Source organism: Tardiphaga sp., assembly GCF_041424195.1.
GTDB lineage: Bacteria > Pseudomonadota > Alphaproteobacteria > Rhizobiales > Xanthobacteraceae > Tardiphaga.
In genome coordinates this window covers 1-20457 of sequence record NZ_JBGMOE010000050.1, presented here as the reverse complement: position 1 = coordinate 20457, position 20457 = coordinate 1, and the positions used below count along the sequence as shown (strand labels likewise).

Here is a 20457-nt window from a genome sequence, read left to right as displayed (position 1 = left end):
CCTCAGGCGGCCTGACGCGCCGAGATCCGTTCGACCGGAAAACGATCGAGCAGACGGCCCAACACGTCGACGCCGACAGCCCCTGTCGGCACGTAGAGCTTCAGCTTCCACGAGACGATCTCGGAGATCAAGCCCATGGCCTTGAGGCGCTCGACGCCGAGATCGTTGAAGCCGGTGAGTTCGATCCGCCAGTCGTTCATCGAGCGGACACGCTGGAGTTTCTGGCTGCCCGCCAGGAACAGCGAGGCTTCGCCCGAGATCAGCATCGCGAGGGCTTCTTCGCCTGAGAGTTTGACCGGGCCGTCATCGTTGGTGACGCTCGCTGCCCACGCCGGAGAGACGCGGCGGCCGATCACACGCTCGCCGTCATCGGTCTGAAGGCGGTAAACGCGGGTCGATTCGTTCGGGAGCAGTTTCCAGATCGGCAGCAATAGGCCCGACACCATGTGCAGTGTCGAGACCTGGTGATCCGGCAGTCGGGCGAGTTCGGCGGCCCAGGCGGTGCTGAACGTCCCCCTGTCGACCTCTTCCCAATGGTTCACCGCCAGCTTATCGGCGGCAACGACCATATCCATCAGTGGCGAGATCAGCCGCACGCGGGGATGGATCGCGCCGTCATCATCGGTGACGCTGCGCGCCCGGCGCTGGACCGCGCCGAGCCCGGTCTGGGCATTGACCAGCAGCTTGGCCCCGCGATCATCGACCATGGCCAGAGCATCGGCAAGCGCGAGAGGTTTCAGCCGATCCTTGCGTTCGATGGTGATGAGCGCGGTCTGCGCGCCGGTGCCCGGATGGGTGTAGATCGGCGCGCGGCCGGTGATGCGGAAGCTCTCGGCGATCAGGGTCTCGAGCCCCACCTCATAGCTTCCCGATGCCTGCGCCTGCTCGATCCGGGCGGTAAGCAGCCCTTCGAACGCCTCGAACAAGAGGTTCTGCATGGCGACCGTCAGCGCCAGCATCCGGTTCAGGAAGATGTTGATGCCGGGCAGCTCATCCTTGAGCCCGCCGTCGCTGTCGAGCAGCGACAGGCCGGTTGCCGCTTCGAAGCGGGCGAGCGAACAGCCTTCGACCTTGCCGCGTGCGAGCAGGACATAGAGCTGGCGTAGCGCATCACGCGCATACCAGCTTTCGAGATTATCTTCGGGCCGGAACATGTTCTGCCCGCCGGTCTGGCGCTGGCCACGCGTGATCGCACCCAAGGAATCGAGTCGCCGGGCGATGGTCGAGATGAAGCGCTTCTGCGCCTTCACATCGGTCGAGACGGGCCGGAAGAGCGGCGGCTGCTTCTGGTTGGTGCGGTTGGTGCGTCCGAAGCCCTGGATCGCGGCATCGGCCTTCCAGCCGGCCTCGAGCAGATAATGGATGCGTCGGCGCTGGTTCACCGCGCCAAGATCGGCATGATATGATCGGCCCGTGCCGCCGGCTTCCGAGAAAACGAGAATGCGCTTCTGATCGCTTTGGAAGGCGTCGGTTTCATGGAGCGCGGCCGACGTCGGCCGGTTCTCGACCGCGAAACGGGCGGTGCCGTCATCGCGGGTCTTCGGGACGACGCGGCGCGAACGCCCCGTTACCTCAGCGACCGCATCAGCCCCGAAATGCTGGACGATCTGGTCGAGCGCGCCGGGAACGGGCGGCAAGGCCGCAAGCCGCTCGATCATCGCGTCGCGGCGGCGAACCGCCTCGCGATTGACGACGGGATTGCCCTCCTCATCATGGACCGGCCGGGACGAGAGATTGCCTTCGCCGTCGGTGAACGGCTCATAGAGCTGCATCGGAAAGCTGTGTTGTAGGTAGGACAGAACGCCGTCTCTCGGCGTGATGTCGACTGACACGTCATTCCACTCGTCGGCGGGTATCTCGGCCAGGCGACGTTCCTGCATGGCCTCGCCGGTTGAGACGATCTGCACGACCGATGCGTTGCCCGCGCTGAGGTCCCGCTCGATGCTGGCGATGGTGCTCGGCGTCTGCATGCTGGTGATGAGGTGATTGAAGAAGCGCTGGAGCATCCCCTGATAGGCGGACTTGGCCTGCGCCTTCGCCTGGCGGTTCAGGGTGCCGTGGCTTGCACTGGTGACGCCGGAGGCTTCGAGCGCCGCGTCCAGATTGTTGTGGATCACCTCGAAGGCTGAGGCGTAGCTGTCGTAGATGCGGACCTGCTCTGACGTCAGCTTGTGCTCCAGGATTTCATATTCGACGCCGTCAAAGGACAGCGAGCGGGCGGCATAGAGCCCGAGCGCCTTCAGGTCGCGGGCGAGCACTTCCATCGCGGCGACGCCGCCATTCTCGATCGCGGTGACGAACTGCCCGCGTGTCGCGAACGGGAAATCGTCGCCGCCCCAGAGGCCGAGGCGCTGCGCATAGGCAAGATTCTGCACGGTGGTGGCACCCGTGGCCGAGACGTAGACGATCCGGGCATCGGGCAGCGCGTGCTGGAGGCGAAGGCCCGCGCGCCCCTGCTGCGACGGCGCGACGTCGCCGCGTTCACCCTTGCCGCCGGCGGCATTGGCCATGGCGTGCGCTTCGTCGAACACGATCACGCCATCGAAATCCGCTCCGAGCCATTCGACGATCTGTTCGACACGAGACTTCTTCGATCCGCGCTCCTGCGAGCGCAGCGTGGCGTAGGTCGTGAACAACACGCCTTCGTCGAGGCGGATCGAACTGCCCTGCTTGAAGCGTGAGAGCGGCGTCACCAGCAGCCGTTCCTGTCCGAGCGCGGACCAGTCGCGCTGAGCGTCCTCCAGGAGCCGATCGGAGACGGACAGCCAGCAGGCCTTGCGCCGGCCCTTGAACCAATTGTCGAGGATGATCGCGGCGACCTGCCGGCCTTTGCCGGCGCCAGTGCCGTCGCCGAGGAACCAGCCCCGGCGGAACGTCACGCTGTCGTCCGCGTCGGGCCGCGCGGCGGTCACGACGTCGCAGGTCGCATCGACTTTCCATGCGCCGGAGAGATGCCCCGAATGGGCTTCGCCGGCATAGATCACGGATTCGAGCTGCGCGTCCGACAGGATCCCCAGCACCGCAAGCTGCGGCGGCAGGTGCGGCCGGTACGACGGCTTGGGTGGCGCGACCGACGCCATGGCGGCGGATTGCACGAGCGGCGTCGGGTGCGCGGTCGCGCCCGGGATCACGATCGACTGGAGTGCATAGGGCTCGTAGATGCTGTCGCCGAGCCGATCGGCGGGCGGGGTCCAGTCGATCGTCTGATAGACGAGTTCGACCGCTTCGGACTCGGCGTCGCTGCATGTGGATTGCGAGGCGACTCTTCGCGCCTTGGCATCTGCTGGCGAAGCCGATGTGGAGATGGCGAGCGGCGTTACCGGCGACGGGGTGATCGGCGAGCGCGGGGGCACCTGATCCAGCACCCGGCCGAGCAGCGTCGCGGTGTCGGGCGCTGTTCCCGCGCTGGCGGGCAGTGCGGTGGGATCGTCAGCCGGCACCTTGTCGATCACGGTCAGCCGGGTGTCGATGGTGGTGCCGTGCTTCGCATAGACCCTGCCGTCGATCGCGGCGGTGAACACGACGCGGCCGCTCTCTTGCAACCGGACGAACGCCTCGCGCCAGGTGGCCGCGTCGGGCGAGCAGGATGCGCCGGTGATGGTGACAAGCCGGCCACCGGGTTCGAGCCGGGCGAGCGCCGAGGCGATATGGCGAAGCGCGGCGTCCTTCATCGTGCGCTCGACATGGGCGACCGCCGAGAATGGCGGGTTCATCAGCACCACGGTCGGGCGGATCGCGGCCGGCAGCCGGTCGTCGATCGACGCGGCATCGTGGTGCGAGACGGCGACGCCGGGAAAGAGATGGCCGAGCAGCGCGGCGCGGGTCTCGGCAAGCTCGTTCAGCGTGATGCCGGTCCGCGCCAGCATGGCATGGACTGCGAGCATGCCGGTGCCGGCGGAAGGCTCCAGCACATGATCGGCAGGATGGAGCGAGGCGGCGACCGACGCGACGAACGCGAGTCCCGGCGGCGTCGAGAATTGCTGGAGCGCCTGGGAGGTCTCCGAACGGCGCGTATGGGTCGGCAGGAGCCCGGCGACGCGCTCGATCAGCGCGAGGGCGCTGGCGGGCGCACGGCCGACGATCGTCTGGCCATAGCGACGCAGGAACAGGATCTCCGCCGCCTCGCAGGCATCATAGGCGGTCTTCCAGTCCCAGGCGCCTTCGGCATCAGTGCCGCCGAACGCAGTGGTCATCGCGAGACGTAGGTCCGATGCGTCGATCGGGCGCCCGGCCTCGATCATGGGCAGGAGCCGAGCGCCCGCCGCGTGGATGGAAGCGGCAGCGGCCGCGAATCCGGATGCGGCGGGAAGCGGCGCGGCGCGCAGCGCCGCGTCGGACATGGTCTGGGTCATCAGGCAAGCCTTCCGGGAGAGCAGGAACGGAGTGAGCCGCCGGCGCTCTCTCGAACCAGCGAAGCTCGCCCGATCTCGGCCCGCCTTTCCCTCTCGCTTGGGCTCCCCTCGCCGGGCGCGCCGATCAGGCCGCGCCTCGCCACCACGCGATCCGCTCTTCCCGGCTGGCATTCGCCAGCCAGAGCAGCAAGTCGCCATGGCAGGACAGCGGCGCGCAGAAGCAGACGAGATCGCGCCCGCGCAATTCGTCCAGCGCGCGCAGCAGATGATGCTGTGTACGGAGCCAGCGCGCATATTTGGCGATGACCATCGCCCGATCGCCGTCGCGACCGATGACGAATGGATTACCCCATTTGGAGCCACGGCCGATATAGACCGCATTCGCGTTGTCCTTCGTCGCACGCTTGTTGAGCACCCTGCACATCGAAACTTCTCCGCACCGCCCCTTGGCGGCATGCGGACGTGCAGCACGGTCGGGACACTCGGCCGTCACCACCGGGGAACGGGCTGCCCGTTGACGGGCGAGGAGACCGTGCAAGGAGGAGCGATGCCGACCCGTAGCGGTTGCGGAGACGGCGCAGGGCTCTGCAATGCGGGCATGAAAAAGCCCGTTCCGACAAGCGGAACGGGCCCGGTTTCAAGCGGCGAGCGGACGATGCCGTATGGGATCGATCACGAACCCGTGCCGCCCTGCACTATATTCATCAGCGGACACGAGATAGCTCCGGCTTTGGGAAATATCTCGGCGGCCACCGATAGTAGCCACCGTTTCTACGAGACCGGGATAACGATCCGATCGCATTGCCGAGATGACCACCCAGTCTTCGGCGTGTTCGTATTGGAACCGCTCTCGATCGCGGGTGAAGGAGTCTTCCGCCGTCAGCGTCCGACCATGCACGGCTTCCCAAGCATCGGGCTCCCAGTCCCGAAGCGTCCGATCCGCCTTGTGCCTTTCCCGATCCGTGAAGAGATCGGGATAACCGACCGCGACACGTGCCCAGTCACCGTCCTCCTCATACCAGCCGCCCTTGATCCGAAGCGCCGGATGGAGAGCGGCATTGCGGGCGCGGTCGAGCTTGAAGCCGCCATGCGAAGCGGTCGAATGGAACACCACGCCTTGCGCATAGACAGTCGCGCCCTGCGACATGCCCCAAGGTGTGGAGAGCCGCATTCGGACATCTTTGCGGCCGAGCGCTTCGCGCTGCCGGAGGTGGGCCGCGATCACCTCGACGTGCGCGCGAAAGCCCGCTTCGTCGGCGACGATGCCTTCGCTCCCGAAGACGTCTTTCTCGTCCCACTCGGCAAGGGGTCTGGACAGCCGCCAGCCCGATGCGAGGCGGAAGCCGTCCCGCGCCGGAATGGCGATATAGCCCAAGTCGACGACCCGCGCCGCCATCATGCCGGCGGCGGTCATGCCATATTCGATCACGATCCGGGTCATGCCGCCCTCCTGTCGTTTTGGTGGAGAGCAGGCGCGAAATCCGGACCATAATTGCGTGAGTGCTCGAAGGTCGGGTCATCGGCCTCATCGACCAGATATTCGGTGACCTCCTCAGCATAGTCGGCGTCTATGACCGCCGGATGGTCCGGGAACAGTTCGACCGCGTGCCGGTCGCCGAACACCACCGCGTCGGCGGCTTGCATCGCCGCGCGGTGATCGGTCGCATCGACCGCCACCTTGATCCGGATGGTCGTATAGACATGTACGAAATGGCGCCGCACGGTCATGCCGCCCTCCCGAGATTGGAGGGCAGCAGCACCGGGTCGGGATCGCCAACGACCTCGAACCGGGCGTTGCTGTAGCGGTTGCGGTCGAGCCAGGCTTCCGCCGACGCCATGTCGGGCGCGAGGAAACGCAGTTCGTCGCGCCCGCCAAAGCTGGTCAGCACGCGGACCATGCCGGGCGTCGGCGTCTCGACGATTTCGAAGTCGAGCGCGCTTTCGACCGAATAATGCCGATGCACGATGACCGCGATGATCCCGCCACTGCCATAGTCGCCAAGATGCAGGCAGAAGCCGGCGGGCGATCGATACGTGGGGCGGATTTCCTCCGGCCGGCGCTCGGTGAGCCGCCCGACGCCATTGTCGTTGGTCCAGGCTTTGACCTTGCGGGTGAAGCGCTCGGGCGGGCGCGGCTCGCCGTTGGAATAGCGGATCAGACTGCCGAGCGGCGCGGTTTCGTAGATCAACGGAGCGGACATTTCATATCTCCTGAAACGCGAAAGCCCGGCGGTGGCCGGGCTTTCGAGGTGTTGGCGATGGGGTGAAGAACGGGTCAGGCGGGCGTGCCGCGTGCGATCCCGATCGCGGCGACGGCGGCGGCGAACTCGATGTTGTGGAGTTGCTCGTCGGGATCGAGCCGACCGATCACCTCGATACAGGCTGCGCGGATTTGATCATCGCTGACCGCGACCGCCGCCGTGTCGGTTCCGGCATAGGCATGCTGGATGTCGGCCACCATCGAGCGCACATCCTCTTCGCCGAGCACCAGCGCGGGATGCTTCCCATGCCCGGGCGCGCAACCGAGGTCGCCATAGTCCGCCTGGTCAAGGAGGCGGCCTTCCATCTCGGTCGTCGAGCTGGAGAGGATGTGGTCGGCTGTGACCACAGTGACACCACCGCCAAAGCCGTCCGGCCGCATCTTGCTGCAAGTCCAGGCGGAGGTGATGACCACATGGTCGAGCGTCGCGCTGCGACGCACGATTTCCTGGAAGATCGCGGCCTCGCCCAGATCGGAGAGGTCGAGTTCCAGTTCGAGTTCGTCGGGATCGGTCGTCTTCAGCTTCTCGCGGACCATCTCGACGACGATGCCGGAAGGCGCATCCTCATCGCGCAGCATGCCCTTCACCTCCGCGATGTCGAGCCAGATCGTGCTTGAGGGTCCTTCGCTTGCGAAGAAGTAGACGGCCTCGCCATCGCGTTCATGCTCGAACATACCGGTGAGCAAGGCCCATTCGAGCCGCGTGATAGCGCTCCCCGGGATGCTCGGACGAACGACGGTCGGGGAATAATAATCAGCCATGACAAGTCTCCAGATACGCGAAAGCCCGACACGCGGCCGGGCTTTCGCAGGAACAAGGGAACGGATGCGCGACGCGGATCAGGGAGGCAGATCTCGATCGTCAGGCGTCCCATCGAGAATTTGGGTTCGAAGCGTCCAGCTCCTCACCAGCAGGTCATAGGCGAGGAAGCCGCCGCCCATCAGCCGGTTGCGGATGGCATGATCGGTATCGCCGGCCGCCTGATGGAGCTGCTCGGCCATCACCATCGGGGTTCGGTCGTCCGCCTCGAGATCGAATTCGAGGACTGCCTGGACCTTCATACCGCCTCCATCGCGACGGCCGGCTGGGCGGCAAAAGGATCGACGTAGCGGTGGATGGGCTGGGCTCGGCCCATCCAGGGCTCCGGCCGGATGCAACGTACCCAATCGGCGAAGCTGGGGATGAAACCCAAATCCTCTCGGACGTGCATTTCACCGATCAGCCGCACCGGCACGACGCGCCCCGTCGAAATGGTGATCGTCGCCCCGAAGAAGCGCTCCAGCATGAAGATGCCCTCGGCGTGATGGCGGAGCGCCCGGTGGCGGAAGTCGGCGGTGATCGCCTTCGATTCATCGAACCACTGGTGGAGCGGCAGAAAATCTTCAGGCGCGCCACCCCATTTACGCACTGAGGAAAGGGCGTGATGATAACAATGTCCCATCGCCGGCTCCTCACCATTCATGGACGTGGTTTTCGGACGACATGAAGCGCTCGTTATAGTCGAGCGTGATCGTGCCGGCGACGACATCGAATATGAACTCGCCATAGGCGCCGTCCGAGTTCTCCCAGCCTTCATGCTTTTCGCGCAACAGATCGTAGGCGAGCGTTTCGATCGCCACTGCGGCGCCTTGTTGGCGGGTCACTGCCTGGCTCTCCCCATAAGGCAAGTCGAGCATGTCGATCTGCTGCTCTGGAAGTGACGCTGGTACGTCGCCGTTGAAGGCCTGGATGTCCTCGATCTGTCCGCTGTCACCTTCGCCATCGAAGATGACGGTGACGCGCGTGATATTCGCCGAGGCCAGGGAGGCGAACAGACTGGCCTTGTTCTGGGGAACGAGTGCTGTGGCCGAGGCCTCCCAGAGTGCGAACTTCCGGCTGAGAGCGGCCATGTCGATGGCTGGTTGTGGTGCATCCGTCATTGCGAATCTCCTGAAACGCGAAAGCCCGGCGTGATGGCCGGGCTTTCTGTGAAGTTGGGATGGGGATTTGGGCGCGATCTTCGCCTCATTCGCGAAGGCCGCCTGACGCGATATCGGCGATCCACTCGGAGGCCTCGTCGAAATCGGCATCGTCGTCTTCGACCAGACGCGCGAGCGCCACGGCGCCTTCCCGGCCGAGCTGACCAAGACGCTGGAGGCAGGAGAGCAGGACCGGCGCCAGATCGGCGGCGGAGGCGGATTCAATGTTGGAAACGTTCATCGGTCGATCCCTTGGAAGCAGAATGGAGAAGGTGGCGGGACAGCCGAAACCGCCCCGCCGTGGAAGTCAGGCGGCCTCGGGCAAGGCCTCGCCATCGTCATCGCCGGTGACGACAGGCTCCTCCTCGAGGAAGGCCGGGAGCGCCTCGATCTCGTCGGCGTTACCGTCGTCGTTCGTGAGCGCGTCGAGCGGGACAGGCGTGCGCATCGGCTCGGGCAGCCAGGCCGAATCCTCCAGCAGCCGCTCGGCCTCGCGGGCCATGTCGGCCTTCTTAAGATGGTCGATCATGCCGGCGAACTTGGCGCCCTTCGCCTCCGCCACATCGGCGACGATCCGCTGTTTGGTGACGCTGCCGAGGTAGCCCGCGACCGTCGGGCGCCAACCCGCCTCGACCAGGTCGAGCCCGACCGCACGCGCCAGCACGTGGCTATGCGCGACGCGCCGTTCGACCATCGACTTCGAGACCCGGCCATTGTCGTACTTCGGGACCATTTCGACCTGGGCGTTCAGCACCCGGGACGCGCAATGTGCGAACAACGCCGCCTGTTCGTTGCCGTCGAACAGGAGCAGCGCGTCCCACAGCGTCTTGTCGTCATCGGGAAGCCGGTCGGCCCAACGCTTGTGGCGTTCGTCGATCGCCTTCGCCGGTGCGCTGTCGCGCAAGCCCGTGACCGAATGCCCGAACGTCACGTCGTGCAGCGAGATCTGGAGACAGGAATCGCGCGTCGAGGAGTAGAAGCAATCGAGTACGAAAGCGTGGAGGACCGCCGCGAAAGCCGTGGACGGCTGACGCGCGAAGGCATCCTGCAGCGCTAGCGTCCGCCAAGCGGTCAGTTCGGCGACGAGCCGGTCGGGCAGCGGCTTCACAAGCTCCCCGTCTTCATCCTCATCATCGTCCGAAGCCGCGCCGATCGGCACGACGTTGGACGTGAGCGGCCGGGGCGAAGCAGCCCTCGCGCCGTCGATGCGATCCTCGTCCGAGGCGTCGGGGTCCCGACCGGTGTCCGTATCCTCCGTAGCAACCGCCGGCTCATCCTCGGGTCGGACATAGCCGCGCTCGATGGATAGCGTGCCATCGACCTCGATCGACACGAACACGCCGGCGATCGCCATGTCGTCCACCCTGAAGATCATCGGCCGTTCGACAAGCGCGCCGATTGCTTCGTCGATGGCGTCCAGCCGCTCGCTGATTTCATCGGGCACCTCAGGGGCATCGGCCCATTCGGCTTCGAGTTCCTCGATCTCGGCCTGAAGCCTGGCGAGCGTGGCTTCCTCCTCTGCGGTCATCGCAAGCTCGACGCCGTCGATCTCGCGGAGGCCCGCGGTCACGTTCCACGGCATGTCGACCGCGGTCGCGACCCACTTCCAACCCTCGACCCCGATCGTCTCGCCTTCGGCCTGAAGCTTCTCGGCCACCAGTCGGTCGAGCAGAGTGGGATCGGTGAGCCAGCCGCCGTCGTCCGGCTCGAACAGGTCGCGCAGGACCGCGCCGCCCGCGGCGACATAAGCGTCGATGCCGACGAAGCGCACACGCTTGTCCGCCGCGCGCACCGTATCCTCGGTGAGCTTCTGGCGGATGAAGGCGGCCGACTTGTTGTAGCTATGGGCGAGCATCTCCCAGACCTGTTGCTGGCGCTCGTGATCGTCCGAGACGGCGAAGGCGATCAACTGCTCGAGCGTCATGCCATCCTCGGCATAGATGTCGTGCAGCTTGGGGCTGACCTTGGCGAGTCGCAGCCGCTGGTTCACGACCGCCGGGGTCACCAGGAAGTGCGCGGCGATCGACTCGATCCCCTCGCCCTTGTCGACCATCGCCTGCATGGCGCGGAACTGGTCGAGGGGGTGGAGCTGCTCGCGGAAAGTGTTTTCCGCAAAGCTGTCCTCCTCGGCGGTGACGACGTCATTGGCCGCCTTCACGACACATGGGATGGGGGCATCCTTCGCGAGCCGCTTTTGCTTCACCAGCAATTCCAGCGCGCGGAACCGCCGGCCACCGGCCGGCACCTCGAATTGGCCGGTCTCCTGGCCCTCGCCATCCAGGATGGGACGCACGTTCAGGCTCTGGAGCAAGGTGCGGCGGACGATGTCATCCGCCAGTTCACCGATCGAGACGCCCGCCTTCACCCGACGAACGTTGGACTGGGACAGCGCCAAGCGGTCGAACGGAATGTCGCGCGAACCGCTGAGGCTGATCTTCTGAGGCGCTTTGGCCATGGGACTTCTCCATGACGGGCCGCCGCGAGACTCTCTCTCGGCTCCTTGCCCGTCATGAAGCCCCGGCTTCCCTCTAGCTCTTGCGGCCGGCCGCAGGCTGGCCGCGACGGCGGTGGCGGCGTCCGTCGCAACGCCGCGCCACCACATCTCGGAGGCCTTGCCCAGAAGTTCCCGTTATGTTCTCATGCGCCTATGGAACGAATCGAGCCGCAAATATTGTCCGCGATCCTGCTTGCGGCACCGGGCTGGGCGCGTGTCGGATTGACGATGCCGGACGAGCGGATGCGCGAGCGTGCGGCCGAGACATTGGCCATAACGATCATCGAGAAGCTGGAGGGCTGCCCGGAGGCCGACGTGAACCAGTTTACGCTTCCGCTCTGACCCCGACATCCCTCCACTGTCCAGGTGCGAGGCTATCGCGTCGAACAGCGAGACGGTCGCTGAAGGTGACGACATTGGTGCGTCCGCTGCTGTCGACCTGGGTGAAGCGCAATATATCGCCTTTGAGGATTTCGATCGTAACCGGCGCCAGTTCACCCAGCGGGTCGTGGAAGGTCTGACGATTTTTGGGCATCGGCGCGACTCCATCCGAAACAGGCCCCGTTCATAGCATGATATGGAGCGGACATATTCAGCGATGCTCTTCAGGCAGGTCTTCCTCATGGCCCTGCCAGACGATCCGGTCACCCTCATAGACGGTGACGAAGCCGCGCCCTGGCGTGATCGGTGGTGGCGGCTTGGCCGAAAAGTTGAGGCAGCCGAAGGTGTCGCTGGTGGCGGAAAAGGCGAGCGGCTTACCAGGCCGCATGAGGACTCGATCGCATGTGCCGGTCGGGCGTTTGACCCGACGCCGCGACAAACCCAGCCGGAACGCCTCATGATCGCGAACCTCGTAATCCGAGGGCGGCGACCAGTGGCAACAATACTTGCAATAGCGCGGGCCGGGCGGCGCCGGGTCAGAATCGTCATTGAGGGAGGGTCCACCATTGTGGCCTAGGGTTGGCGACCGATCGCTCATGATCCGCGTCCCCCTTCGAGCCATGCCCGCAGCCGCTGACGCATGACACCGATCCCGGCGTTGATTTCGGTGATCTCCGCGTCGGGCGCGACGCAGCGCATCTCCCGAAAGCCGTCGAGAAAGGCGCGCATGACCTTGAGGTAGAGCCCACCCCCGACCAGCGCGACGTCCGTGAATGGCCGCGTGCCGTGGTAGGCTAGGCTCGCAATCTCGCAGCCGGGATGCGAACCATAATTGTCGGGCCTGTTCGCGGATGGCGGGCGCGGCCAGCGCGTCGTCATGCCGCCAGCGATCATCCGGTCGGCGAGGTCGGAGGTCAGGCGGGCGTCGTAATCCTCGATCGGCCGATCGCCACTACCGAATCCGTAGCGCGCGGACAGGAAGCCGACGCGGGCGAGCCGACGACCAGGGTCGACCGTGCGCCAGGTCCGCCAGAGCGGCCCGTCGTAGCGCTCCCAAGCCGGCATCCAGCCCGGATCATTCCGCTTGGTCGCCGAGCAGCCGAGAATGAGCAGGCGGTGCGAAAAGCCCGTCGCGCGCGTCTGCAGCACGTCGACACGGATCACCTTCACCGGGCGCTGCTCGGCAGCTTCTGCGAGCCGGCCGATCAGCGCGATGTCGGCATCGGTGCAGACCCCGCGCACATGAATGGCAATCGGATCGCCATCGCGCGGCGGCGGCATGGCATCGAGAAACAGGATGCCGTGGCCGAGATTGCCGCAATAGTGGGGCACCTCGACGACGGGCAGCCCCGGCGCGGTTTCGATCTTGCGCTGCCCGATACGCTTGAATGCTTCGTCGAAGCTCGTGGGATTGATCGTCGTGCGGGCCTGCGCGCGCGCATGATATCTCCAGGGCGGCCGCTCGGGATCGACCTTGCCGACGGCGATCTGATAGAGGAAGTCGACAAGGCTGTAGGGGTCGGCGGGATAGGGGCAATCCCGCCAAGCGCGTCGGATTGCACCCCGCTTTTGCTCGGAGAACTCGAACAATCGCGTCCGCGCCTGTCGCCACACAGCCGCGCGTTCGTCCCGGAGCCGCCGCTGCTGCTGGGGCCACCAGACGGCGCGGTCGGCCATCTCTTCCTCCACGCTATGCTGCCCCGCGGCGATCATGTTGGCAAACAGCGGCAGCGCCTCGCGTTCGCGGCGCTGTTTCGTCGCGAAGGCGGCGCGCTTGCGCGCTGTCTCCTCATAGGCGGCGGGCCTCGGCCATTTACGGAAGCGCATCACCGCCCTCCCCGCAAAGACGCCTGCGCCTTGCGGAGAATTCCTTCCGCCAGGACCAGAGAGCCGGCACGACGCGCTGCCTCGGCATAGACCGACAGCGGGAAAGCGCCTTCGAACAGGATGTCCCGCTCGATACCAAGCCCGAACGGGAGCCGGATCGCTTCCAGCTCCTCGAGCGCAAAGCTGCCTAATTCCGGGCAGCCGAAGCCGAGATCGGCAAGTCCGAACAGAATCCCGTCCTGGTCAATTTCGGTTGCAAGCCAGGTCGCCTGACCCACGGGGTTGAAGAAGCGAACGACCGGAACGGGATCGGGCTCGCGCCCATTGCGGGCCTGGGCCTCATGGTGGGCACGATCGTTGGCACGAAGCTGCTCGCGCAGCTCGGGGGTGAGGAGGATCATGCCGCTGACCGCAGCCGCGTGTCTGCGGTCAGCCTCCCATCGAGCGCCGGTGCCGGATCGTGGTCCGGATCATCGTCATCATTCACGGCATGCGGCACCGCATCCGGCCGGAAGGCAAGGAGATGGTCGGCTGCCTTGGAGGCAGCGCTGGCGGCGCGCAGGATCGCGCGGCTGTCCTCTCGGATGATCTCCAGCCAGGATCCGAGGTAGTCGGTATGCCGGACGGTCGGCACGATGCCGAGGGCGGCGCAGACGAAGGCGCCGGTCATTTCGGCGACCAGCTCTTCCTTCCCGTAGGCGACCGATCCGAAACTGCCGGTCTGGTCACGGTTCAATCGGGCAGAGCCGCCAACCCAATGACCTAGCTCATGAAAAGCCGTCCGGTGCCAGTTCACGGGATCGAAGAAATCGTCCGGTCTCGGTACCTGGACGTAGTCGTGGCGGGGTGAGTAATAAGCTTGTCCGCCGCCGATGCGGAAGTCGGCGCCGGTCGCCGCGATCAGTGCCTCGGCTTGCGGGAGGATCAAGCCCTCGGGAATCGGCGGGGGCGGTTCGCAGATATTCGCTGGAAGCCCGTCGCATTGCTCGACCGAGAAGACGGTGAAGCTCTTGAGGAAGGGAATGCCGCCCGAGGGCTCGCGGCCCTCGTTTTCGGCGCGGCGACGCTCTTCACCGGGGATGAAGCGGCGGGTGTAGATGATGCCGACGCCATGTTCGCCGCGGCGCACCGAGCCGCCGAGCGCGACCGCCTGGCGGAAGGTCAGGAAGGCATGCACGGAGAAGCCGCGTTCGATGACGGCATTCCAGAGCGTGAGAATGTTGAGGCCGCTGTAACGGCGATTGCTGACGGCATTGTACGGCATGCCGATCGAGGCGCGGGACGAGCCCCAGGGTTGGACCCAGGGAACGCGCCCGGCTTCGAGTTCGGCGATGATGCGGTGGGTGATCTGCTCATAGAGGTTCGCCCGTTCGGTCGGGCGGGTGCGGCGTGTCCGTGCCATGGCCTGTCTCCAGGACGGGCCGGCGCCGAGCCTCTCTCGCCACCCTCAACCCGTCATGGCGGGTCGGCATTCCTCTCACTCTCCTGGGATGGCGCGAGGCGGCAGCCCGGCAGAAGGGGTCCGGAGAGACGCTAGCTGAGCGGCTCACTGGCAGGGGAAGGCATTCCCCTCCCGAGTCACTTGCCTTAGGTTTGTCTGCGGCCGCAGCCTGCGCGGCCAGCTGGCGCACACCATCGCAGCAGCGGAATTAAATCGGTAGCTGAGTGTCGGCTACCTTATCAGCTGTGATAAAGAGGCGTCGGGAGGGGGTTACGTTGAACTATATCGAGAATCTCATCGCGAACGGCACCAATTTCCGGGTCGATCGCAAGACCAACAGCGCATCTTTCAGGCCCGCAGGAGATTCATCTTCGGATCTCGAAGCGTTCCAATCAGTGGTACGTGATCTTCACAACCATGAGGGCGATGGTTACCGCGTCCATAAGGCGCATCCGTCGAGCGACCACGGGCGCGGGCTGATCGATCTGGTCCTGGTGACATTCGAACCCGGTGATTGAGTAATGCGGCCGGAAGGGCGAAGGGACCGCGCCGGCACCGATTCTTGTTTTGATAAGCCCTCGGGGCTATATAGTGGCAACGATCCATGTCGGATCGCGTTGTGGGTTCGATGATGACGAATGTGGCGACACAGGTGATGACGACGGTCAACGCCCCTTATGGGGCGGACCTGTCCGTGCATCAACTCGCCGCGATGGTTGCCGATCCCCAGAGCGCGGTCGAGTTCAATGCGCCGGTCTTTTCGTTCTTTTCCGAGGTTCCCGCCGCTGTTCAGAAGCAGTTTCTGAAGGGTATGGACGTGGATTTGGGTCAGGCGAGCAAGGTCGCCGGCCAGTTCGCCAAGCTGTCGGGCTACACGCTGCCGCTGGCGGTCTGATCGGGTGTCGGCCGGGCGGCCAAGCGAATGGCCGGTCCTTTTCGATCTGGCGACCTCCATTCTCGATCATTTCGAGCAAACCAACGGCTTTGCACCGGACTGGAGTTTTGGCGGCGGCACCGCGCTGATGCTTCAGATCGACCATCGTGAAAGCCACGATATCGATCTGTTCCTCGACGACCCGCAGATTCTACCCTTCCTCAACCCCGAGACGCAGGGGATGCAGCTCGAGAGGCGGCCGGAGAGCTATGACAGCGACGGCAGCGGTGTCCTGAAGCTGGCCTATCGGGATCTCGGCGAAATCGACTTCATTTGCGCGCCCAGCATCACCGATGACCCGGTCACTTCGAGCGACGTCCGCGGGCGGACGGTCTGGTTGGAAACGCCTGCAGAGATCATCGCCAAGAAGGTCTACTTCCGCGGCTGGAATTTTCAGCCGCGCGACATGTTCGACCTTGCGACGGTGGCTGAAAGCTATGGCGCGGACTATGTGATTGCTGCGTTACGCGCGTGCGGCATGAACCGGTGCCGCACGGCGCTCGAAACCGTCGAGAAGGCAACGGCGGCAGCGGTTGAGGCGATTAATGCCCAACTGATGGTACGGGATACGACCCGCCCTCTGATCGGCCGTGCTCAGGGACTGAGCAACGACCTGCTTAAACGCACCATTGAGACCTTCTAGATTGGGCGGTTGCATCGGCAAACCCCGTCCATCATCGATCAAGGTGGACGCGAAGCCGCCGGGCACGTTCGCGAAAGGCCTGTTCACCACCCTCCAAAATGTCGCAGACGCTGCGCCGGATCTCGGCATCTTCAAGACCGCCTGAAACATAGGTTATAGGCGGTAGCCCGCCAGCCGGATGCGGCCCGGATTCGGCGATGATGATCTGATCCGCGTCGGTATTGATCACCAAATTGGCATTATGGGTGACCATGATAACCTGGCGTTTCGCCTTGGCGGCGATGAACAACGAAACGAGTTCGTCGAACACCGATTTGGGGTCGAGATTCTCCTCGGGCTGATCTATGATCAGCGGACGATCGTCGCCATCATCGAGCGCAAGATAGAGCAGCAGCAGGACGATCCCGCGCGTGCCGGGCGACAGCTTGCCGATATCGACACCGTCATAGGCGATCTCGTAGCGCACGCTGATATGATCGGTGCGGAAAAGCCAGTGGGCGAAGCGTTTCGACCAGGCGCGGAACTCGGTCTGCTGGGTCGGTGCGAAGGGGGCATGTTCGAACAATGACTGGGTATAGTTCGCGATGAAGCCGCTCATTGCCGCCTGCACCTGGGCGGCACTGCCGGTTTCCCAGGCGGGCCGAAGCGCCGTGTTGGCGACACCGATCAGCGCGCCGCGCCCGTTGAACGGACCGCTCTTGCGCCGATCGAGCAACTGCTCCTCGGCAAAGCCGCCCCAGCCCTCGACATCGGCGGCGCGCCGGACGGAAAAGCTCAGCTTGCGGAGCGTACCCGAGGCCGCCGCGAGCTTGGTCATGAGCGGGGCATAAAGCGCCGCCAGCGCATTCTGCTCGTCGACTACGGCGCCGAACACCCGGCCATAGGCTGCGTCCCGTTCGGTCTGAAGGTCCTTGCGCCGGGCGGCAGCGCCTTGAGCATCGGCAAGGCGGGCCTCAAGCGTCTGGAGGGCAGAGTTTTCCTGCGCGATGCGGGCGGTCAACGCGCTATATTGCTCGCGCACGACCCGGTCGGCACTGAACAGCGCCTCGAGGCGGGTCATTTCGGCGCGCAAGATGGCGAGTTTCACGGTCGCGAGATCGGCGCCGTCGGCGATCAGCGATGTCGCGGGATCACCAGGCACCGGCGGCACGCCTTGCAGATCCGAGATCTGGCCATCGGCCCACCGGACGTAGCCGGCGAGGCTCTGATCGACGTCGCCCTGGTAGACCAGAAGGAACTCCTGCCATTGGGCCTGATCGAGACTGCTGGCGAGGTGGCGCGCCTGGGTCTGGCGCAGCATTTCCGGTGCCTTGGTTGCGCGCGTGCTGCGAACCTCATCCTGCATGGCGAGGAAAGCCCGCCGCTGGTTGCCGAGCTGCTGGAGCCGCGTGTCGAGCGCCTGCACGGCTTGCGTTAGGGCCGCATGGCGCTGGGCCTGCGCGGGGGTGCCCTTGAGCACGAGCTTGGCAAGATCGGCATTATAACCTGCGATCACCTGCTTCTTCTGATTGACCTGCTGGGCGAGCATGCCGATCAACGCTTCCTTCTCGAACTCCTCCGAGATCCGCTCGGAGATGTCGGCGATCGCCTCAGCCTCGCGCGCCCTTGCTTGTTGGAATCGCAGCGTCTTGCGTTCGCGCAGTTCTTCGAAGCTGATGGCACCGTCGCGGTCGGCCGGCGGATGCGCCTCGAAGATGACGCGCTCGATCTCGCGGATGAGACCGTCCGAGGCTCCCTTGGCCGAGCACAGCTCTTCCACGAACTGCTGGGAGAGATAGCGTGCGCGAGGAAAGGCGAAGGCGCCATTGGCATCGCGGCCGTCGAGGAAGCGATCGGTTGTAGCTCCCCCACCCCAGCGCAGTGTCGCCTTGCCTGCGCCCAGGAGCGGCCGGGCACGGACCAGGAAGGATGGGCTGAGGTCCGGATTGGCATTCCAGGTGGTGGCGGGGATCGCATCGCACGCAGCGGCAATGACGTCGGCTAGCGCGGTCTTGCCCGAACCGCGTGCACCGATGATCGCGACGAGTCCCGGGTTGAGGGGCATGGTTGGCGTCGCCGCCCAAGGTGCATCTGAAAGGCTGACCTCCGCGATCACCTGGGACGGCATGGCGGTGCTCGGCGGCAGGGTGCCTACAAAGGCGCGCCCTTCGGGATCGATACAGGCCTGGCGCAGCGCGTCGAAGGTAAGCGCACCTTTGATCCAAGTGTAGCGATCCCCGGCAGGTTGCCCGATCTGCGCCGGCTGGTGAGCGTCACTGCCATGGAGGCAGGGCTTGCAGCCGTCATATTGGACACGCAGCTCTTCGGGCGACAGGTTTCGACGGCCCGCCCAGAAGTCGCGCGACGAAGGCGCGCTCGAGAAGATGATATGGGCGAAGCGCTCGATTTCCTGGCGCATCGTCGCGTCGGCCGCCTGCCGCATTCCCGAGGTGCCATCGTCAGCGCTGCCGGCGACCGCGATGAGGATGTTCTTCTTCGCCCATTCGTTGCTGTGGATGACCTCGCGCAGTTGGCGGAAGTTCACCTTGAACTGGGTGGCGCCATGCGCGAGCTTAGCGCGATCGTCGGTAAGCGCGGGGTTGGCGGTGCAGCCAAGCCGGATCAGTTCGTCGCGCGTGCAGTCGAATTGCGAATTGAACGCCTGGAAGTGGAGCCGACCGAGGATCCGCCGCACGTTCGTGAGATGGTCGGGATCTTCCGGACTGACGAGCAGGTGAATGTTCACGAAGCCCGTCCGCGCCGCGACATCGAGGCGTAGCTCGATATTGGGGAAGACGAGTTCGATCGCGCCGAGCCGCCCTGCGGCCTTGTGGCGCAGCACCGTCTCGTAGGTGTCGGTCACATAATAGTCGGTAACGGCGACCGCCTCGATACGAGGAGCAACGCCCTCCAGCGTCGCCAGCCAGGTTTCCCAAGGATCGGGGCCGCCGAACTGATTGTTGAGAACGGTGCCGGGCGCGTGGATATGCGGCTCCCATCGCCGCCATTCAGATCCTCTCGACGCCATGCCCCACCAGCCTCCGGAACGATTATCGATCGCAGGGTAGCGGATCAGCTCGTCCCACAAAACCGGCAAGTCGTCTGAATTGCTCGGTTTTGGCCCGGAAGCGCGACCGAGCTTCTCAATTTCTTGTGCCGTGCATCGACGCGCGGTGCGATTGAAGGACTTACCTATGACTGAGATGATGCAAATCCAGCGCATCCTAGTTGCCGCAATGAAGGCCGGCTCTCCTCAATACGTCTGCCATTGCGGCGCGACTCTGGATGAGGTGTCGGGGCTTCTTTCCGGCGGCCTCGTCGAAGAGGCCGGTTGGGCGATCGTGATCCACGGCAATCTCCATTGGCGGGATCGTGGTCGGTTGAGCCGGGCGCTACCCGCGTTGATCAGTAACCGTTTCTGGCTCGACCATGTCGGCATTGATCCTATGCGGGCTGCGCGGTGGTGCGCGCACAACGACGGTTGGGCCAAGACGTTGCGAGACTGCGCTTTCCGGCCACCGCAATTGGCGGCCGTGGCGCGCGCACAAGCCCAACAGATTGCTGATCAGCCTGAAGGATAATGCCAGGCCCGCAACCTTGTGCGGTTGTGGGCGGTTTCGGCGCGCCCTTGGGCTTCGTCGTGGGGCCTTGGCCGATCGACTCTTTCGCCCTCGGCAGTCGTGCCTTCTCTGCGTCCTGTCGGCCACGCGCAGCACTTGGGCGGCCTGAAAACCGGGCTTGCCGCCGATCGGGGAGCGGTCAGCGAAATGGTCAAGCTGGACCTGGCCAGTCTGCTGGGCGACCTTCATGTGCCGACGGGAGGCGAGCCGCCCGGCGTTGGCGACCGATGCCCAAACCGCGAGCGTGCCCGTCGCTCTCTGCTTCCCCCGCCCCCGAGCCTGCGCCGTTTGAACGGTTGGCAATCTAGGTGGCTAACGCGCTGGAAAGGCCTAATCGCTTTACGGAGCTACGACCCGGCGGGCGACACTATACGGCAGTCTTTTGCGATGTTTGCTATATGATTGCTGGATCGAAATTGCCTTGCCAGAAATTGAGGATTTCAATCGTGATTTCAGTATGTTATAATGCATGTGGAAGTGATGTCTGGTATTTTTGGAGACCGAACCATGCTTACCGATGCGAAGGTGCGCAACGCCAAGCCACGCCCCAAAACTATAAACTCGCAG

At 64.8% G+C, this 20457-nt stretch carries 23 protein-coding genes; 5 read left to right on the top strand and 18 right to left on the bottom strand.

The genetic code is table 11. The annotated features are described in order from the left end of the window. Window positions 1-2 precede the first annotated feature (2 nt). The 11 genes from ACEK02_RS08105 to ACEK02_RS08055 all read right to left on the bottom strand — a co-directional run bounded on the left by ACEK02_RS08105 (window position 3) and on the right by ACEK02_RS08055 (window position 11026). A complete protein-coding gene (locus ACEK02_RS08105; protein ID WP_209516686.1) occupies window positions 3-4352 on the bottom strand; it encodes a strawberry notch-like NTP hydrolase domain-containing protein in 4350 nt (1449 codons plus the stop codon). Between the two features lie 124 nt (window positions 4353-4476). Then, window positions 4477-4776, bottom strand: coding sequence for a DUF4326 domain-containing protein (locus ACEK02_RS08100; protein ID WP_209516689.1), 300 nt, complete (start codon window positions 4774-4776; stop codon window positions 4477-4479). Window positions 4777-4989: 213 nt separating this feature from the next. After that, entirely contained in the window at window positions 4990-5793 is an 804-nt protein-coding gene (locus ACEK02_RS08095; RefSeq protein WP_209516692.1) for a hypothetical protein, read from the bottom strand. After that, window positions 5790-6080 carry a hypothetical protein gene (locus ACEK02_RS08090; RefSeq protein WP_209516695.1) on the bottom strand — a complete coding sequence of 97 codons (291 nt, stop codon included), beginning with the start codon at window positions 6078-6080 and terminating at the stop codon, window positions 5790-5792. The genes ACEK02_RS08095 and ACEK02_RS08090 overlap by 4 nt, the downstream gene beginning before the upstream one ends. Beyond that, on the bottom strand, window positions 6077-6541 hold the full coding sequence (locus ACEK02_RS08085) for a hypothetical protein (protein WP_371421257.1): 465 nt from the start codon (window positions 6539-6541) through the stop codon (window positions 6077-6079). Before ACEK02_RS08085 ends, ACEK02_RS08090 begins: the two co-directional genes overlap by 4 nt. A gap of 86 nt (window positions 6542-6627) precedes the next feature. After that, window positions 6628-7374, bottom strand: a complete 747-nt coding sequence (locus ACEK02_RS08080; protein ID WP_209516701.1) for a hypothetical protein — start codon at window positions 7372-7374, stop codon at window positions 6628-6630. A 78-nt stretch (window positions 7375-7452) separates the two neighbouring features. Next, window positions 7453-7674 carry a hypothetical protein gene (locus ACEK02_RS08075; RefSeq protein WP_209516703.1) on the bottom strand — a complete coding sequence of 74 codons (222 nt, stop codon included), beginning with the start codon at window positions 7672-7674 and terminating at the stop codon, window positions 7453-7455. Then, window positions 7671-8054 carry a hypothetical protein gene (locus ACEK02_RS08070; protein WP_209516706.1) on the bottom strand — a complete coding sequence of 128 codons (384 nt, stop codon included), beginning with the start codon at window positions 8052-8054 and terminating at the stop codon, window positions 7671-7673. Before ACEK02_RS08070 ends, ACEK02_RS08075 begins: the two co-directional genes overlap by 4 nt. A 10-nt stretch (window positions 8055-8064) precedes the next feature. Then, window positions 8065-8532 carry a DUF6878 family protein gene (locus tag ACEK02_RS08065; RefSeq protein ID WP_209516709.1) on the bottom strand — a complete coding sequence of 156 codons (468 nt, stop codon included), beginning with the start codon at window positions 8530-8532 and terminating at the stop codon, window positions 8065-8067. Between the two features lie 85 nt (window positions 8533-8617). Beyond that, on the bottom strand, window positions 8618-8812 hold the full coding sequence (locus ACEK02_RS08060) for a hypothetical protein (RefSeq protein ID WP_209516712.1): 195 nt from the start codon (window positions 8810-8812) through the stop codon (window positions 8618-8620). 66 nt (window positions 8813-8878) lie between these two features. Then, the gene (locus ACEK02_RS08055; protein ID WP_209516714.1) at window positions 8879-11026 is read right to left on the bottom strand and encodes a ParB/RepB/Spo0J family partition protein; all 2148 of its coding nucleotides are present in this window, start codon (window positions 11024-11026) and stop codon (window positions 8879-8881) included. Window positions 11027-11242: 216 nt separating this feature from the next. Between ACEK02_RS08055 and ACEK02_RS08050 the strand changes: the two genes are divergently transcribed. Beyond that, complete coding sequence (locus ACEK02_RS08050) at window positions 11243-11407, top strand: DUF6771 family protein (protein WP_371421256.1); 165 nt, start codon at window positions 11243-11245, stop codon at window positions 11405-11407. On the opposite strand, the gene ACEK02_RS08045 is transcribed toward ACEK02_RS08050, so the two are convergent. From ACEK02_RS08045 to ACEK02_RS08025, 5 genes are all read right to left on the bottom strand, one after another. Next, on the bottom strand, window positions 11391-11600 hold the full coding sequence (locus ACEK02_RS08045) for a hypothetical protein (protein ID WP_209516720.1): 210 nt from the start codon (window positions 11598-11600) through the stop codon (window positions 11391-11393). The genes ACEK02_RS08050 and ACEK02_RS08045 overlap by 17 nt on opposite strands. A 57-nt stretch (window positions 11601-11657) precedes the next feature. Further along, complete coding sequence (locus ACEK02_RS08040; protein WP_310066616.1) at window positions 11658-11834, bottom strand: hypothetical protein; 177 nt, start codon at window positions 11832-11834, stop codon at window positions 11658-11660. Between the two features lie 206 nt (window positions 11835-12040). Beyond that, window positions 12041-13273 (bottom strand): hypothetical protein, encoded by a 1233-nt coding sequence (locus tag ACEK02_RS08035; protein WP_209516726.1) that lies wholly within the window; start codon window positions 13271-13273, stop codon window positions 12041-12043. After that, entirely contained in the window at window positions 13273-13674 is a 402-nt protein-coding gene (locus ACEK02_RS08030; protein ID WP_209516729.1) for a DUF2958 domain-containing protein, read from the bottom strand. Before ACEK02_RS08030 ends, ACEK02_RS08035 begins: the two co-directional genes overlap by 1 nt. After that, window positions 13671-14675 carry a zincin-like metallopeptidase domain-containing protein gene (locus ACEK02_RS08025; protein WP_209516732.1) on the bottom strand — a complete coding sequence of 335 codons (1005 nt, stop codon included), beginning with the start codon at window positions 14673-14675 and terminating at the stop codon, window positions 13671-13673. The genes ACEK02_RS08030 and ACEK02_RS08025 overlap by 4 nt, the downstream gene beginning before the upstream one ends. A gap of 314 nt (window positions 14676-14989) precedes the next feature. On the opposite strand from ACEK02_RS08025, the gene ACEK02_RS08020 reads away from it, so the two are divergent. From ACEK02_RS08020 to ACEK02_RS08010, 3 genes are all read left to right on the top strand, one after another. Then, entirely contained in the window at window positions 14990-15232 is a 243-nt protein-coding gene (locus tag ACEK02_RS08020; protein WP_209516735.1) for a hypothetical protein, read from the top strand. 110 nt (window positions 15233-15342) lie between these two features. Next, window positions 15343-15609 carry a hypothetical protein gene (locus ACEK02_RS08015; RefSeq protein ID WP_371421290.1) on the top strand — a complete coding sequence of 89 codons (267 nt, stop codon included), beginning with the start codon at window positions 15343-15345 and terminating at the stop codon, window positions 15607-15609. Between the two features lie 4 nt (window positions 15610-15613). Further along, complete coding sequence (locus tag ACEK02_RS08010) at window positions 15614-16291, top strand: nucleotidyl transferase AbiEii/AbiGii toxin family protein (RefSeq protein WP_209516738.1); 678 nt, start codon at window positions 15614-15616, stop codon at window positions 16289-16291. A gap of 31 nt (window positions 16292-16322) precedes the next feature. On the opposite strand, the gene ACEK02_RS08005 is transcribed toward ACEK02_RS08010, so the two are convergent. Then, window positions 16323-19298, bottom strand: coding sequence for a TrlF family AAA-like ATPase (locus tag ACEK02_RS08005; protein ID WP_209516741.1), 2976 nt, complete (start codon window positions 19296-19298; stop codon window positions 16323-16325). Between the two features lie 166 nt (window positions 19299-19464). Here ACEK02_RS08005 and ACEK02_RS08000 point away from each other — a divergent pair, with 166 nt between their 5' ends. After that, window positions 19465-19851, top strand: coding sequence for a hypothetical protein (locus tag ACEK02_RS08000; protein ID WP_209516744.1), 387 nt, complete (start codon window positions 19465-19467; stop codon window positions 19849-19851). 378 nt (window positions 19852-20229) lie between these two features. Here ACEK02_RS08000 and ACEK02_RS07995 read toward each other — a convergent pair. Next, window positions 20230-20457: hypothetical protein (locus ACEK02_RS07995; protein ID WP_371421255.1), on the bottom strand; the 228-nt coding region annotated here is incomplete at its 5' end.

Excerpts from the sequence above, each read along its gene's own strand:
- ACEK02_RS08105 (WP_209516686.1), bottom strand. The coding sequence starts at position 4,352 with ATGACCCAGACCATGTCCGACGCGGCGCTGCGCGCCGCGCCGCTTCCC.
- ACEK02_RS08100 (WP_209516689.1), bottom strand. The coding sequence starts at position 4,776 with ATGTGCAGGGTGCTCAACAAGCGTGCGACGAAGGACAACGCGAATGCG.
- ACEK02_RS08095 (WP_209516692.1), bottom strand. The coding sequence starts at position 5,793 with ATGACCCGGATCGTGATCGAATATGGCATGACCGCCGCCGGCATGATG.
- ACEK02_RS08090 (WP_209516695.1), bottom strand. The coding sequence starts at position 6,080 with ATGACCGTGCGGCGCCATTTCGTACATGTCTATACGACCATCCGGATC.
- ACEK02_RS08080 (WP_209516701.1), bottom strand. The coding sequence starts at position 7,374 with ATGGCTGATTATTATTCCCCGACCGTCGTTCGTCCGAGCATCCCGGGG.
- ACEK02_RS08075 (WP_209516703.1), bottom strand. The coding sequence starts at position 7,674 with ATGAAGGTCCAGGCAGTCCTCGAATTCGATCTCGAGGCGGACGACCGA.
- ACEK02_RS08070 (WP_209516706.1), bottom strand. The coding sequence starts at position 8,054 with ATGGGACATTGTTATCATCACGCCCTTTCCTCAGTGCGTAAATGGGGT.
- ACEK02_RS08065 (WP_209516709.1), bottom strand. The coding sequence starts at position 8,532 with ATGACGGATGCACCACAACCAGCCATCGACATGGCCGCTCTCAGCCGG.
- ACEK02_RS08060 (WP_209516712.1), bottom strand. The coding sequence starts at position 8,812 with ATGAACGTTTCCAACATTGAATCCGCCTCCGCCGCCGATCTGGCGCCG.
- ACEK02_RS08055 (WP_209516714.1), bottom strand. The coding sequence starts at position 11,026 with ATGGCCAAAGCGCCTCAGAAGATCAGCCTCAGCGGTTCGCGCGACATT.
- ACEK02_RS08045 (WP_209516720.1), bottom strand. The coding sequence starts at position 11,600 with ATGCCCAAAAATCGTCAGACCTTCCACGACCCGCTGGGTGAACTGGCG.
- ACEK02_RS08040 (WP_310066616.1), bottom strand. The coding sequence starts at position 11,834 with ATGCGGCCTGGTAAGCCGCTCGCCTTTTCCGCCACCAGCGACACCTTC.
- ACEK02_RS08035 (WP_209516726.1), bottom strand. The coding sequence starts at position 13,273 with ATGCGCTTCCGTAAATGGCCGAGGCCCGCCGCCTATGAGGAGACAGCG.
- ACEK02_RS08030 (WP_209516729.1), bottom strand. The coding sequence starts at position 13,674 with ATGATCCTCCTCACCCCCGAGCTGCGCGAGCAGCTTCGTGCCAACGAT.
- ACEK02_RS08025 (WP_209516732.1), bottom strand. The coding sequence starts at position 14,675 with ATGGCACGGACACGCCGCACCCGCCCGACCGAACGGGCGAACCTCTAT.
- ACEK02_RS08015 (WP_371421290.1), top strand. The coding sequence starts at position 15,343 with ATGATGACGAATGTGGCGACACAGGTGATGACGACGGTCAACGCCCCT.
- ACEK02_RS08005 (WP_209516741.1), bottom strand. The coding sequence starts at position 19,298 with ATGGCGTCGAGAGGATCTGAATGGCGGCGATGGGAGCCGCATATCCAC.
- ACEK02_RS08000 (WP_209516744.1), top strand. The coding sequence starts at position 19,465 with ATGACTGAGATGATGCAAATCCAGCGCATCCTAGTTGCCGCAATGAAG.